Origin of the sequence: Paenibacillus sp. JNUCC-31, assembly GCF_014844075.1 — a bacterium.
Taxonomy (GTDB): Bacteria; Bacillota; Bacilli; order Paenibacillales; family Paenibacillaceae; genus Paenibacillus.
On sequence record NZ_CP062165.1, the window covers coordinates 1,070,477 to 1,084,649 of the forward strand.

Sequence of the window (14,173 nt, forward strand, 5' to 3'; positions counted from 1 at the left end):
CTCACAACTTCCAGTGTACCAAATGAACCCTGTTCTGTCTCGGTTATATCGTCCGGCGCTGACTGCGGTCTAACCGCTCAATACGTTCCACACGGTCTGCGCGACTGTTATGTTGTTCATCATACATACGTGCTTCACGATCTCGTTCATCATAGGTACTCTCCTTGATTTCATCCATTTTAACCAATATCACATCCGAGCCGATCTTCACAATGTTCCGCCAGGGAATGACGAGATCCGTTCCCCCTCCAAACAGCCCCATAAAACGACTGTAGCCTGGTACAACAATCGCTTCAATCCGCCCCTGCTTCAGATCCAGCTCCAAATCACTGATCTGTCCCAGACGCTTGCCGTCTGTAATGTTAATCACATCTTTCGTCTGAAAATCTGAAATTTTCATGCCTCGTGCTGCCGATTCACCTGTGTTTACTTTCACTCGGTTCCGCCCCCCTGCCTTCATCCGCTTCTGCCCGTTCTACGCTTCTATACAATATATGTTCAAGACGCGAAAAATGTCCTGTTTTTCAAAGGTAAAGAACAATCCCCTCATCTCGAATCGAAAAAACAAAAAGACGACCAAGGAATATTTCTCTCCCTTTGGTCATCCTCTTGGTTTACATTATGCTACGACTTCACATGTTTCTGCATTTGTTGTATCGCTGATTTCTCCAGACGGGATACCTGAGCCTGGGAAATGCCAATTTCATCAGCCACTTCCATCTGAGTTTTCCCTTCGAAAAACCGCATCGACAGAATCATTTTTTCCCGCTGACCAAGACGATGCATCGCTTCACGCAAAGCAATCTCCTCAATCCACGACACATCCTTGTTTTTGTCATCACTGATCTGATCCATTACATAAATCGGATCTCCGCCATCATGATAGATCGGTTCAAAGAGCGAAACCGGGTCCTGAATGGCATCCAATGCAAATACCACATCTTCCTTCGGCACATTCAGTACCTCGGAAATTTCGAATATCGTCGGTTCACGGGAATTTTTATTCGTCAGGCTGTCACGCACCTGAAGTGCTTTATAAGCAATGTCCCGCAAGGAGCGAGATACCCGAATCGGGTTATTATCGCGCAGGTATCGACGGATTTCACCGATAATCATCGGCACCGCGTAGGTTGAAAATTTGACATTCTGGGATAAATCAAAATTATCAATGGCTTTCATCAGGCCGATACATCCAACCTGGAACAGATCATCGACAAACTCCCCCCGATTGTTAAAGCGCTGAATGACACTGAGTACAAGTCGCAGGTTGCCATTCACTAATTTCTCTCTTGCTGAGCGATCATGGTGTTGCTGAAGGGAATGAAACAATTCCCGCATTTCTGTGTTGGTGAGGACAGGCAATTTTGCGGTGTCCACGCCACAAATCTCGACTTTGTTTCGGGTCATCGTGATTTACCTCCCAAGGAGAAACATTAATGTACATTATCTCCGGGGCAGGCTTTTTTATTCGCACTTGGCATCCTTGCCATTAATACCCATTATGAAAAATACTCCTGTTCAGACCATCTTATTGAACTCCTTGCGGAGTCTTTTAATGATTCTTTTTTCGAGACGAGAGATATAGGATTGGGAGATTCCAAGCAGATCGGCGACATCCTTTTGCGTCTTTTCTTCCCCATCCGTCAAGCCAAAGCGAAGCTCCATAATCATTCGCTCCCGCTCGGTTAATTTTTCCAACGCTTTATGCAAAAGCTTCCGGTCTACCTGTTCTTCAATATTCCGATAGATTGTATCGTTCTCTGTACCAAGTACATCCGATAGTAATAGTTCATTTCCATCCCAATCAATGTTGAGTGGTTCATCAAAAGAAACTTCTGTACGAATTTTGCTGTTGCGTCTCAGATACATCAATATTTCATTTTCAATACAACGCGAAGCATACGTTGCCAGCTTAATTTTCTTTTCCGGGTCAAAGGTGTTAACGGCTTTGATCAGTCCGATGGCTCCAATGGAGACCAGGTCTTCGATATTAATTCCGGTATTTTCAAATTTACGTGCAATGTATACCACGAGTCGCAGGTTACGTTCAATGAGCATGGCACGAATCGCCGAATCCCCTGATGACAGCTTTTGCAATAAAAATTCTTCTTCTTCACGTGTTAATGGGGGCGGCAGCGCCTCACTGCCTCCGATATAATAGATCTCTTCACTTTTCAAACCAAGCAGAAATAATAAACGATAGTACTGCAGCTGTGCCACCAGTTTCCATTTTACAAGCATGTACGTTCCTCCTATACCACATTCAGCGGCTTTTCTGTTGCTCCCGCAGAGATAGCCGTAGACTGCGCAGAAGCAGCATCTTGCACAAGCTCAGGGTGAATCACGGCCTGGTATTTTCCATCGGATGACAATACGCCCCCGTCCAACCCTATTAATACCTTTGTTGTCTCATAACACATCTCATCCATCGTGACCTTCACCCGGTCCGGCTTAATCGCCAGCATAAACGCAGTTCCTTTGTTGTTGATGCCTCGATAGGGCACAAGCCTTAAACGATCCTGCCAGTGAAAATCCTCCTGATCCAGCTCCATGATAAGGTTGTCCGGCGCCTCATCCTTCAACCTGCCCTTCCATGCAGCAGGCAGCATGTCTTGCCACAACGATACCTCCATTACCATGACAGGCATGCGCGAAAGGGGGTCCGTTAATTGATTTCCTGTATCCAGAAGGCCTGTACAAGAAATGTTGACCTCTTCGATGCAAACCTCCACTTTACCCAAGTACGTTGTCATTCGATCTGTTTTTCGTTTCGAGTTCTGCACGGTTTTGAATAAAAAAAGCATGGCAAAAAATACGATAAACGTGAACCAGAAAGCGATTTTCAGATCAAATGACATTCCACCCGATGCTGTAAACCAAATGCCGTTGAACAGTTCCCCAGAGCTCTGGAGCATGTAATGCACACCCAAAATTCCCCCTGCGGCGACAAAATTGATCACATAGAAGGTACCCAAAGTCCTCATAAATGCCTGAAGACCTTTAAACCCAAATGCAATAACCAGCATCACGAGAGACAATCCAAACTTGATCAAAAAGGTGAACATAAAATCAAACTCCGGCACAAACATCATGACAACATACAATGCACCCACGATCGCGGACAGCAACCATCTCCACCAAACCAGCTTCGTTTTGCGCATCCAGGCAGTCAACCCGATGAGTGCACCGTCAATACACAGGTTCGTCAAAAAAATAAGATCCACATAAACAACCACACTCTTCACCTGCCTGCGCGCAACATATCGAAATAACGTTATCCCGATATTCATGAGCATATTCACAAGTATACGGAGCGCACTTTTCAAAGTCTGTCTAATCATGGGGGGACCGTTTCAACTTTTTTTGTCGGAATTACTCAGGCCTGTTGTTCAGAATTTGTTCAGTTACGGTATGATATGATAATAAGCAAAATAAAAAAAGACCCGATTGCTCCATAAGGAGCATCGGGTCTTCATTAAGATCTATTGAAGTATTAATCGTTGTTATTGTTACGGGAACGATTGCGCAAAAATGTCGGAATATCCAGCTGATCATTGCTCGGCTGATTTCCAAACGGACGCAGGTTCGGCGAACGCGTATCCGTGGTCTCCGTTGCTGGCGTTGGTTTTTGACCAGAAGGTGGCGATGCTGGCTTGTCTTCAAATCCCGTTGCAATCACCGTAACTTTGATCTCCTCTTTCAGGTTTTCGTCAATAATCGCACCAAAGATCATGTTCACTTCCGGATCGGAAGCCGCAGTGACAATCTCTGCCGCTTCATTGACTTCATACAGGGACAGATTGGTACCGCCCGTAATGTTCATGATTACACCGCGTGCACCTTCAATCGAAGTTTCGAGCAATGGGCTCATGATAGCCTTGCGTGCAGCTTCAGCGGCACGAGTTTCGCCAGTTGCTTCACCGATTCCCATTAGGGCAGATCCACGTTCTGTCATAATCGTTTTGACGTCGGCGAAGTCAAGGTTAATGAGACCTGGAACAGCAATCAGGTCAGAAATACCTTGAACGGCTTGACGGAGAACGTTATCTACTTGACGGAACGCTTCAAGCATCGGTGTTTTTTTGTCAACAATTTCAAGCAAACGATCGTTTGGAATCACAATCAATGTATCTACTTTTTCCTTGAGCGCTTCAATGCCCTGTACGGCATGCCTGGAACGTTTCGGTCCTTCAAACGTGAACGGTCGGGTCACTACCCCTACTGTAAGAGCACCACATTCTTTGGCGATCTCAGCAATAACGGGAGCTGCCCCTGTTCCTGTACCCCCGCCCATTCCGGCAGTTACAAAAACCATGTCGGCACCCTTCAAGGTGTTCATCATCAGATCACGAGATTCTTCGGCGGCTTTCTTGCCCACTTCTGGGTTGGCACCAGCACCAAGACCTCTTGTCAACTTATCGCCAATCTGCAATTTATGTTCGGATTTCGCCAAGTGCAATGCCTGCGCATCCGTATTCGCGGTAATGAATTCTACACCTTGCACTCCATTTTCAATCATTCGATTAACAGCATTGCTTCCACCGCCGCCCACACCAATGACTTTTATTTGAGCAAAGCTCTCCATCTCGAAATCAAATTCCAACATATTATTCCATCTCCCCCTCATTGTGCATGGATAGCCCGTCCAATTGGTATTGAACCGAATCAATTTCATATATCGACGAACGAAAGCGTTTATGTTAGTTTACCAGCGCATTCAAACGGCTTCAAGGATTGTATGAAATGGATTCAACCTGTTATATAAATTCGCTGAACATATTTTTCAGCCGTTCAAACAGACCTGGTTTTTGCTCCGATTCCTGAGCCGCATTCGGCTTCGGACGGTTGGTCGGTTTTTTGTTGTTATTATTGTTGTTTCCACCGCCGCTGTTAACTGAGGGACGAATACGCAAACTGCGGATTACACTGTGCAAAATGCCGACTCCACTCGTGAAACCAGGATCACGCACGCCGATATAATCCGGCACCGCAACTCGTACCGAAGCAGCAAGTTCATGCTGAGCGACCTGCAGGACACCCGGCATTGATACCGTACCTCCAGTTAGTATATAACCTCCAGGAAGATCATTGTAACCAAGACGCTTCACTTCTTGAGATATCATCTGGAATATTTCCTGAACCCTTGGTTCAATAATAGCTGCCAGATCCTCTTGAGAGAACTCCTTGTCCACATTGCTGCCGATCCGTGTTACCTTGAACATCACATCTGCAGCAGCATCATCCAACCAGGCACAGCCATATTTCAATTTCACCTTTTCGGCTTGATCTGTCAAAGTGCGAAGACCATAAGCGATATCATTGGTGACGAACTCTCCGCCGATTGGTAGCGTTGAAGTTGCAACGAGACTGTCTTCTTCGAAGATGGCAATGGTTGTCGCCCCTGCTCCAATGTCAACAAGCACGGAACCCATCGTTTTTTCATCCTTGGACAATGCGAGCTGACCTGCTCCAAGTGACATGAGAACCAGATCGCTCACTTTCAGACCCGCTTTTTCCACGCAGCGCAAAAGATTATGTATCGCAGTTTTTGCACCCGTAATGATGGTCGCCTCCACTTCAAGGCGAACACCAATCATCCCACGGGGGTCCTGTATGCCCTCCAAGCCATCAACAACATACTGCTTGGCTACAACATCAATAATTTCCCGTTCCGGCGGAACCGCAATCACTTCGGCTGCTTTCAACACCCGCTCCATGTCTTCTTCTCCGATTTCACGGTCTTCGTTAGACACTGCCACGACGCCGTGACTGCTCATCAGTCCGATATGATTTCCTGAGATTCCAACATATACTTCGGATATTTGAATACCAACCATACGTTCTGCATGATCCACTGCATTGCGGATCGATTGCACCGTTTGATCGATATCTACGATTACACCTTTGCGAATTCCCTCCGAGTCGGCAGATCCAACTCCAATAATATTAAAGGTTCCATTATTCATTTCCCCAATAATAGCGCGAATTTTGGATGTACCGATGTCCAAACTAACAATGATGTCATTGTTGCTCAAGTCTGTGGCACCTCCTGACTCCAATAGTAAAATACGTTCGGGTTTAAACACTCTTAAAACATATTCAACACACTTTAGGCTTTCCCTCTTTTTTCTACAATTTTTTTGGGTGCCAAGATCTGGTTGCGAGACATAAAACCTTGAAGAAAAAAGAAGGAGGCAACTCAGGTGCCATAAGTTCAAGTGTATCATTTTTTCTTCATCTCAGAAAGAATAACTTTCAGTGGTACACAGGGGCTAAACCCCGCTCCCGCCTGGTTTTGCAATACAGTTTAACCAATGAGGGCGAAAATCAGGGTGTAGCTCCTGGCTCAGCATCTTCTTCAGGGGTGTCCGGAACGAAAGGCACGTACGTATCGGCCTCCAGCATCGTAATCTTCCCTGGCCGCTCAGTCTCAATGACTTGATTAAGATATTCAACCTTATCGGATAATAGAGAGACGGTTGTAATGACTTCAAACTGTGACTTGGTATACATCCGGATCTGATCCGGAAATGAAGGCGTAGGATTCGGAATAATCTCCGAAATATCCGTCGTCAGTTCATTCGGGATCTTCGCCAATGTTTCACTCAGTTTGGTCTTAAGCGGATCATTTGCTTTCCACTGGGTCAAAATCGGTTTCTCTACGGCAACTCCGATCGTAGCAGGAACCGTAAGGCTCGTCCCGCTTGCCAGTATGGCTTTTAGCGTACCGTCTGAAGCGAGTTCATACGCTACCGTTGGATATTCCTGGACCTTGATATGAACAATGCCGGGGAATTGTTTATCCACCGTTACAGACGATACCGCCTTGATCGTTTTCAGCCGCCCAATCACATCAGCTGAGCTTGTCCCAAAAAACTGTTCGCCTTCTTTCAGGCCGCTCTTCTCTAGCAATTCCGAAGTCGTAGTATATACATTACCCGTAATCTCAATTGCCGAAATCCGGCTCATCGATGAACGAAAAAAAAGTACAGCAAGTAATACAATAAAGAGTAGTAAGAGAATAAAAACAATTTTACGGCTTGTGTTTCGTTTGGGCCGATTCTTCTTCAGAACCGGAATTTGGCTTTTAGGCATAGGTCGCGCTCCACAAAGCCTCTGGCCCCCTTCCCTTTAAGAAGGGGACTCAAAGGACGTTAATTGGCAAAATCCAGCTGTTTCGAAACGGGGGACTGTCGCTCCACGGAAGCTCCAAGACTCTGAAAAAGCTTCTCGATGCGATCGTACCCTCTGTCAATATGATGCACTTGCTCCACAACCGTCTTGCCCTGAGCAGCAAGGCCAGCAATAACTAAGGCTGCACCTGCACGCAGATCGGTTGCTTCCACTGTAGCCCCGTACAATCGGGGAACACCACGGATAAATGCTGCATTCAGGTCCACCGAAATATCGGCACCCATGACATTCAACTCATCCACATGTTTAAACCTGCCCTCAAATACCGTCTCCTTCATCACACTGAACCCGTCCGCCAGACTGAGCAGCACCATGATTTGCGACTGCAAATCTGTGGGAAATGAAGGATACGGAGAAGTCACAATGCGGTCTACTGATTTTGGACGACTCATACAGCTCACCGTCATTATATCATTGCAGACTGTGATTTGAACACCAGTACGCTTCAACACATGTATAAGTGAAGTAAGATGGGCCGGATTACAGTGTGTAAGCGTTACATTCCCTCTAGTTGCTGCGGCTGCAATCATCACCGTTCCTGCAACGATTCGATCAGGTATAATCTCGTAAGAACAAGGTTTGAGTTTCTCCACCCCGTTAATCGTAATCGTATCCGTACCGGCACCAATAATTCGTGCACCCATAGCATTCAGAAAATGTTGCAGATCCTGTATTTCAGGTTCTCTCGCTGCATTATATATCGTTGTTGTACCCTCAGCCGTGACAGCTGCCATCATAATATTCTCAGTGGCACCTACACTGGGGAAGTCCAGATGAATGTCTGTCCCCACCAGCTTGCGCCCGCGACAAATGATTTGCTGATCCTGCTCTTCGATTGAAGCTCCGAGCACTTCCAGGCCCCGGAGGTGAAGATCAATTTTACGTTCTCCTATGGCACAGCCACCTGGCTGGTACACGGATACTTGCCCAAACTTAGCCAGCAATGGGCCCATCAAAAAAATGGAAGAACGCATCTGTTTCATTAGATCCTCAGGCACATCATATGACCGAATGGACGACGTATCTATCGTCACTGTTCCTTGTTCATGCCGACACGTGCATCCAAGCCGTTCCAGGATATACAGCATCACTTCAATGTCCAGCAAGTGTGGTACGTTGTGCAGCGTAACTTCTCCATCTGCCAACAAACTTGCGGCCATGATCGGTAAAGCGGCATTTTTTGCTCCATGGATGCGTATGGATCCTGAGAGGGGTTTCCCGCCTTCAATCACCAATTTGTCCAATGTATCACCTCCGGGGTTTACCGCTCACCCACTACGAAGACTTCCGGTATCAGGTTTATACCGTTTTGAGATGATATAGTGCTCTGTATCTGCTGCATTAGGGTGATAACGTCCTCTGCTGTCGCCTGCCCTGTATTGACAATGAAATTGGCATGCATGGTGGATACCTGTGCGCCCCCCTGAGTCATACCTTTAAGCCCCGCTGCTTCTATCAGTCGGGCAGCATGATCACCGGGTGGATTTCGGAATACGCTACCTGCACACGCCATCTGCAGTGGCTGTGTACGTCGCCTGCGATCTTTGTAAGCCGCCATTGCTTCCGAAATGACCTTGCGTTCCCCATGCTGGAGTGCAAACGTAGCCTCCAGCACGATGCCTCTCCGTTCGTGCAGAACAGAGTGCCGATACGCAAATTCCATGTCCTCCTTGCTGTAACGTACCAATTCTCCTGTCTCCAAGACAATCTCAGCGGATTGAAATATCCGTGACACATCCGATCCATGGGCACCAGCGTTCATGTATACGGCTCCGCCGACCGTTCCGGGGATGCCGCTGCCAAATTCCAAACCGGTCCACTCTTTTTTGGCAGCAACCACACTGAGTTTGACAAAGGAATGGGCCGCTCCGGCCGTTACGCCTTCCTCATGAAACTCGGCATAATCAAAACCTTCTCCCGGTTTCACGACAACTCCGCGTATCCCCTTGTCAGACACCAGCATGTTGGAACCCCGTCCAAGCTGCATCCATGGAATCTGATGCTCGTGCAGCAATTGGATGAGATTGACCATTTGCTCCTTGTTTTCCGGTATGATCAGCGCATCTGCAGGACCGCCGATCTTCCATGTGGTGTATTTGGCTAGCGGCTCGTTTTCAAGAACTTTGCCGACATTGTTCTGGGATAATAGCGATATCCACTGCTGCATATTTATATCCTCCTTTACTTCAAAACCGATGAGCAGGCTGCTGTTTTCGTTTCTGCAGACCGTGCTGCGCTCCCATGGAACGATTGTCACAATTTATACGGTATCTTATGTCAGTCCCGCCGCGTGTGTGACAAACGCCCAAAACGCACTTTACCGCCCTGCAGCAAGACGCCGAATCTCGCTCACAAGCACTTCGGCTGCATCAGGTTTACCCAGTTTTCGGGAGGCTTCAGCCATCCTTCTGCGTGCCGGTTCATCTTTCATAATTCCAGCAACCGCTTCATATAACGCCTGCCCTGTGAGATCCTTCTCCAGCATGGTGAGTGATGCACCACCACCCTCAAGCGTGCGGGCATTCGCCTCCTGATGATTATTCGTCACGTTCGGTGAAGGAATCAGGATGGACGGAATGCCAAGAGATGTAATCTCGGCAAGGAATGAAGCCCCTGCACGATTCACAATCAGTGACGTACAAGCAAGAACCTCTGGCATATTGTGTACGTAGGGCAGCACATGCAGATGATTCGGCATGGTGCCAAGTGAACTGCGAATGGCTTCACGTGTTTCATCAAAATACGAATCGCCTGTGACGTAAACCACATGCACATCATCAAGCTGTTCCAGCATCGGTGCCATGTCCACCATGGCCTTGTTAATTGCTTTCGCACCACGGCTGCCGCCAACCACAAGAACAACTCTGCTGTTCATTGGTACACCCAGCGTCGCAAAGCCACGATCACGGCTGGCCTGAGCAACCGTGGTAGCTCTTGGATTGCCGGTATACACGACCCGTTTAGCTCCAGAAAATGCTTTTTCCGATCCCTCAAAACTAACAGCTACCGTATCCACATACCGGGTCAGGAACTTGTTCGTTAATCCGGGAATGGCATTCTGCTCATGAATGACACTTGGAATACCGAGTTTGGCTGCCGCATACACGACAGGTCCACACACATAACCACCGGTACCTATGACGACATCGGGCTTGAATTCCCTGAGCATTTTTTTGGATTTGCGAACACCTTGAAGAAATCTCATGACCGTCTTCAGGTTGTCTATGGATAACTTCCGGCGAAAACCTGTAATATCAATCGATTGAAACGGAATATTTTCCTGTGGCACCAGTTTGCTTTCCAGCCCCCGGGTACCACCAATATATAGAAATGTCGAGTCGGGATTCTCCGCCTCACATTGTCTTGCTATAGCAACGGCCGGGTAGATATGACCACCGGTACCGCCGCCGCTTAGAACGACTCGCATCGTAGATTCACCTCGCATAACGGGATAAGTTTAATAATATACCTAGCGCTGTCAACATCAATGTCAGAGAGGATCCGCCATAACTAATAAGGGGAAGGGTGATCCCCGTAACGGGCATAAGCCCAATAACGACACCAATGTTAATGATGACCTGTACAGCCACCATACCCACAATCCCGACACCCAGCAGACTTCCAAAAGCATCCGGTACTGTCATCGCTACGCGCATCCCTCTCCAAACCAGTATCAGGAACAGCAATAATACAATCATTCCACCAATGAAGCCAAGCTCTTCTGCCAAAATGGAGAAAATAAAATCCGTTTGCGGCTCGGGAACGTAGCTGTATTTTTGTCGGCTCATCCCCAGCCCCAAGCCCGCAAGTCCTCCGGGGCCGATCGCATATAACGATTGAATAATCTGATATCCGGCACCAAGTGGATCAGACCACGGGTCCAAAAAAGCCGTTATTCGCTGCAATCGGTAAGGAGCTGCTGCAATCAACGCGGCAAACCCTGCTACCCCGCCAAGGGCGAGCAGCAAGAGATGTTTCATCCGTGCTCCTGCTGTAAAAATAATAAGCATGGATGCACCCAGCATTACGGTGCCTGTCCCCAAATCGGGCTGAAGCATAATAATACCAAAGGCCAAACCAATCAATCCAAGCGGTGGCAAAAGCCCCGTGGTGAACGTTTTGATTTTACCAGGTTCTTTGCTTAACCAGTGAGCAAGAAACAGGATCATGCCCAATTTCATGAATTCAGAAGGCTGTATGCCGAACGAGCCAATGCCCAACCAACTTCGCGCCCCTCCACGAACTACTCCGATGCCGGGAATCAGCACCGCAATCAGCATGATAAAACAGGCAATCAGTATAGGTTTGGCATATTTTCTCCAGACCCGGTAGTCCACATTTGCGGTAACAAACATGGCAGCAAGCCCAAGTCCGGCGAACAACAGCTGTCTTTTGACAAAATAAAATGAATCACCATAGTCATGGAAAGCCAGCACCGAGCCCGCACTATAGACCATAATAATGCCGATGGCAAGCAATGCCAGAATACAAATCAGGAGCCAGATATCCGGCGCCGGTCGCGACTGTTTCATCAGGAGGCCACCCCTTGCATGGAAGTAGGGGCTTTTCCACCCCCCTACTTACAAGTTATGCGCCGCCTCTTTAAAAATGCGTCCTCGCTCTTCATAGGAAGCAAACATGTCCCAACTTGCACATGCCGGTGACAACAAGACGACATCACCCGGAGCTGCAAGCTGCGAAGCTTCCTGCACGGCAGCGGTTAACGTTTGGGCAGCGTCCTCCTCATTATCGACGACCTTAATTTGCTTTAATCCCGCCAGTTCTGCGACCTTGGCAATTTTGGTGCGTGTCTCACCAAGTGCAACTACAGCTTTCACCCGCTCCTGGAACAGTGGCAGCAATTCCATCATGTCTGAACCACGATCCAGTCCTCCGGCAATGAGCACGACTGGTTCCTTGAATGAGTTCAGCGCCATTACGGTTGCCTTGGAGTTGGTCGCTTTGGAATTGTTGTAATACTTAGCTCCATCATGTTCAAGTACATACTCAAGACGGTGTTCAACCCCCTTGAAGTCAGCCAGAGGCGCAGCAAGCACAGATGGGTCGGCTCCAGCGGACACAGCAATAGCCACTGCTGCCAATGCATTTCCGACATTGAATCGTCCCGGGATTCCGATGTCTTCCACATCAATAATGACGTGATGGTTGCCCTGACCGTCTGCATAGATCACCTGGCGCTTCACATCATCCTCTTCCCCGTCCACGTATGGAGGATCAGCATATACCCCTGCTTCAAGCTTCTCTGTCAGCGAAAATGGGAGCAGTTTTGCTTTGATATAAGGAACCAGTCCGCGGCATACCGGATCATCCCAGTTCAGGATAGCTACATCCTCCGGCTGCTGGTTGGAAAATAATTTGGCTTTGGAAGCCACATAATCATCCATGTCTCCATGATAGTCCAAATGAGTCTCCGCTACGTTTAACAAACTGGCAATACGCGGCCGGAAATCGGCTGTTCCTTTGAGTTGGAAACTGCTAAGCTCTACCACCATCCAGTTATCCGCAGAAGCCTGCTCTGCTGCCTCACTCAATGGCGTTCCAATATTACCGGCAACGATAGGTTTCAAACCGGCAACCTCCAACATGTTGCCTACCCACGTTGTTGTAGTCGTTTTCCCATTGGAACCCGTAATTCCGATCATAGGGGCAGCGCATAGATGATAAGCTACCTCCACTTCGGTCACTACTTCGATGCCTAATGCAAGCGCCTGCTGCACAGGAGGTGCCTGATACGGAATGCCCGGATTTTTGACCACAAGCTTCACATCACTTTGAATCAAGTCGTCGGGATGACCTCCGCACACAATAGAAATTCCCAAAGCCTCCAATTCGGATGCTTCGGGACACTGTTCTCTCTCTTTTTTATCATTAACTGTGACCTTGGCGCCGGCACGATCCAATACTTTGGCAACCTGCACACCACTCTTCGCGAGTCCAAGTACAACCACTTTTTGTCCACGATATGATTCAGGATGGTTCATTGTTTACAACCCCTTGTTGAGATAAAGTCCAAGAGCGGCCAATATGGCTCCTACCGCCCAAAAAGTAATGACAACTCGCCATTCCGACCAGCCGCTCAGTTCAAAGTGGTGATGAATCGGGCTCATTTTGAATATGCGTTTGCCACGTGTTTTAAATGATACCACTTGAATAATAACGGACAGAATCTCGATAACGAAAATACCGCCAATAATAACAAAAAGAAGTTCTGTCTTCGTCACAATAGCGACTGCACCAATCGCACCGCCAATTCCCAGGGACCCTGTATCTCCCATAAATACTTTGGCAGGGTGTGCATTGTATACGAGGAAACCAAGCACCGCACCGATCATTGCTGCTGCACATACTGCTGCTGGCATGGATGTTGCTTGCATGGCCACAATGGCAAATGCGCCAAATGCAATGGCGCTCACCCCGGACAGCAAGCCGTCCAGACCGTCCGTGAAGTTGACTGCATTCGTGATGGCAAGCATCATGAATACTACAAACGGATAGTAAAACCATCCCGTCCAGTCAAAAGAGAATGATGTACCTGGAATCGATATGGCTGTACTGTGTCCATTTTGGATCAGTAAGTAGCACATCACGGCACTGAAAAACAACTGACCAATCATCTTTTGTTTAGCCGTCAGCCCCAGTGAACGTTTGAATACAATTTTGATGTAATCATCCAGGAAGCCGATCAGACCGAAACCGAGAGTAGCCACAAGCAGGACATAAAAGTCCGTATTTTTGACCGCTGAAAATTTCAAAAAGGCCAATGTGAACGCGAGTAAAATAACAACTCCGCCCATCGTAGGTGTTCCGCTTTTTTTCAGATGGCTCTGTGGCCCATCTTCCCGAACCTGCTGCCCGAATTTCATTCGACGCAGCAACGGAATCAAGAGCGGTGCGGCAATCACCGCCAAAATAAATGAAACACCGATTGTTAACAGTAATACCTGAAAATCCATGGGTT

The 14,173-nt window shown here is 47.7% G+C and carries 13 protein-coding genes; all 13 read right to left on the minus strand.

Features of this window, described 5'->3' with window-relative positions; genetic code table 11:
* Nucleotides 1–43: 43 nt before the first annotated feature.
* Entirely contained in the window at nt 44–400 is a 357-nt protein-coding gene (locus tag JNUCC31_RS04665) for a YlmC/YmxH family sporulation protein (protein ID WP_062326527.1), read from the minus strand.
* 224 nt (nt 401–624) lie between these two features.
* The gene (sigG, locus tag JNUCC31_RS04670; RefSeq protein ID WP_024628410.1) at nt 625–1,407 is read right to left on the minus strand and encodes an RNA polymerase sporulation sigma factor SigG; all 783 of its coding nucleotides are present in this window, start codon (nt 1,405–1,407) and stop codon (nt 625–627) included.
* A 111-nt stretch (nt 1,408–1,518) separates the two neighbouring features.
* Entirely contained in the window at nt 1,519–2,241 is a 723-nt protein-coding gene (gene sigE / locus JNUCC31_RS04675) for an RNA polymerase sporulation sigma factor SigE (RefSeq protein WP_017687308.1), read from the minus strand.
* Between the two features lie 11 nt (nt 2,242–2,252).
* Nucleotides 2,253–3,236 carry a sigma-E processing peptidase SpoIIGA gene (spoIIGA, locus tag JNUCC31_RS04680; RefSeq protein WP_192272746.1) on the minus strand — a complete coding sequence of 328 codons (984 nt, stop codon included), beginning with the start codon at nt 3,234–3,236 and terminating at the stop codon, nt 2,253–2,255.
* Between the two features lie 257 nt (nt 3,237–3,493).
* A complete protein-coding gene (gene ftsZ / locus JNUCC31_RS04685) occupies nt 3,494–4,606 on the minus strand; it encodes a cell division protein FtsZ (protein ID WP_192268939.1) in 1,113 nt (370 codons plus the stop codon).
* A 151-nt stretch (nt 4,607–4,757) separates the two neighbouring features.
* On the minus strand, nt 4,758–6,035 hold the full coding sequence (ftsA, locus tag JNUCC31_RS04690; RefSeq protein WP_192268941.1) for a cell division protein FtsA: 1,278 nt from the start codon (nt 6,033–6,035) through the stop codon (nt 4,758–4,760).
* 292 nt (nt 6,036–6,327) lie between these two features.
* Entirely contained in the window at nt 6,328–7,095 is a 768-nt protein-coding gene (locus JNUCC31_RS04695) for a cell division protein FtsQ/DivIB (RefSeq protein ID WP_192268943.1), read from the minus strand.
* Nucleotides 7,096–7,154: 59 nt separating this feature from the next.
* Complete coding sequence (murA, locus tag JNUCC31_RS04700; RefSeq protein WP_192268945.1) at nt 7,155–8,438, minus strand: UDP-N-acetylglucosamine 1-carboxyvinyltransferase; 1,284 nt, start codon at nt 8,436–8,438, stop codon at nt 7,155–7,157.
* Between the two features lie 17 nt (nt 8,439–8,455).
* Entirely contained in the window at nt 8,456–9,361 is a 906-nt protein-coding gene (murB, locus tag JNUCC31_RS04705; protein WP_192268947.1) for a UDP-N-acetylmuramate dehydrogenase, read from the minus strand.
* A 150-nt stretch (nt 9,362–9,511) separates the two neighbouring features.
* Nucleotides 9,512–10,621 carry an undecaprenyldiphospho-muramoylpentapeptide beta-N-acetylglucosaminyltransferase gene (gene murG / locus JNUCC31_RS04710; RefSeq protein WP_192268949.1) on the minus strand — a complete coding sequence of 370 codons (1,110 nt, stop codon included), beginning with the start codon at nt 10,619–10,621 and terminating at the stop codon, nt 9,512–9,514.
* 7 nt (nt 10,622–10,628) lie between these two features.
* Nucleotides 10,629–11,726 (minus strand): stage V sporulation protein E, encoded by a 1,098-nt coding sequence (gene spoVE, locus JNUCC31_RS04715; RefSeq protein WP_192268952.1) that lies wholly within the window; start codon nt 11,724–11,726, stop codon nt 10,629–10,631.
* Nucleotides 11,727–11,774: 48 nt separating this feature from the next.
* Complete coding sequence (gene murD / locus JNUCC31_RS04720; RefSeq protein ID WP_192268954.1) at nt 11,775–13,196, minus strand: UDP-N-acetylmuramoyl-L-alanine--D-glutamate ligase; 1,422 nt, start codon at nt 13,194–13,196, stop codon at nt 11,775–11,777.
* Between the two features lie 3 nt (nt 13,197–13,199).
* A complete protein-coding gene (gene mraY / locus JNUCC31_RS04725; RefSeq protein WP_192268956.1) occupies nt 13,200–14,168 on the minus strand; it encodes a phospho-N-acetylmuramoyl-pentapeptide-transferase in 969 nt (322 codons plus the stop codon).
* Nucleotides 14,169–14,173 lie beyond the last annotated feature (5 nt).

Bases quoted from the DNA above. Each gene is read 5' to 3' on its own strand.
- JNUCC31_RS04665 (WP_062326527.1), bottom strand. From the start codon at position 400: ATGAAAATTTCAGATTTTCAGACGAAAGATGTGATTAACATTACAGAC.
- sigG (WP_024628410.1), bottom strand. From the start codon at position 1,407: ATGACCCGAAACAAAGTCGAGATTTGTGGCGTGGACACCGCAAAATTG.
- sigE (WP_017687308.1), bottom strand. From the start codon at position 2,241: ATGCTTGTAAAATGGAAACTGGTGGCACAGCTGCAGTACTATCGTTTA.
- ftsZ (WP_192268939.1), bottom strand. From the start codon at position 4,606: ATGTTGGAATTTGATTTCGAGATGGAGAGCTTTGCTCAAATAAAAGTC.
- JNUCC31_RS04695 (WP_192268943.1), bottom strand. From the start codon at position 7,095: ATGCCTAAAAGCCAAATTCCGGTTCTGAAGAAGAATCGGCCCAAACGA.
- murB (WP_192268947.1), bottom strand. From the start codon at position 9,361: ATGCAGCAGTGGATATCGCTATTATCCCAGAACAATGTCGGCAAAGTT.
- murG (WP_192268949.1), bottom strand. From the start codon at position 10,621: ATGCGAGTCGTTCTAAGCGGCGGCGGTACCGGTGGTCATATCTACCCG.
- spoVE (WP_192268952.1), bottom strand. From the start codon at position 11,726: ATGAAACAGTCGCGACCGGCGCCGGATATCTGGCTCCTGATTTGTATT.
- murD (WP_192268954.1), bottom strand. From the start codon at position 13,196: ATGAACCATCCTGAATCATATCGTGGACAAAAAGTGGTTGTACTTGGA.
- mraY (WP_192268956.1), bottom strand. From the start codon at position 14,168: ATGGATTTTCAGGTATTACTGTTAACAATCGGTGTTTCATTTATTTTG.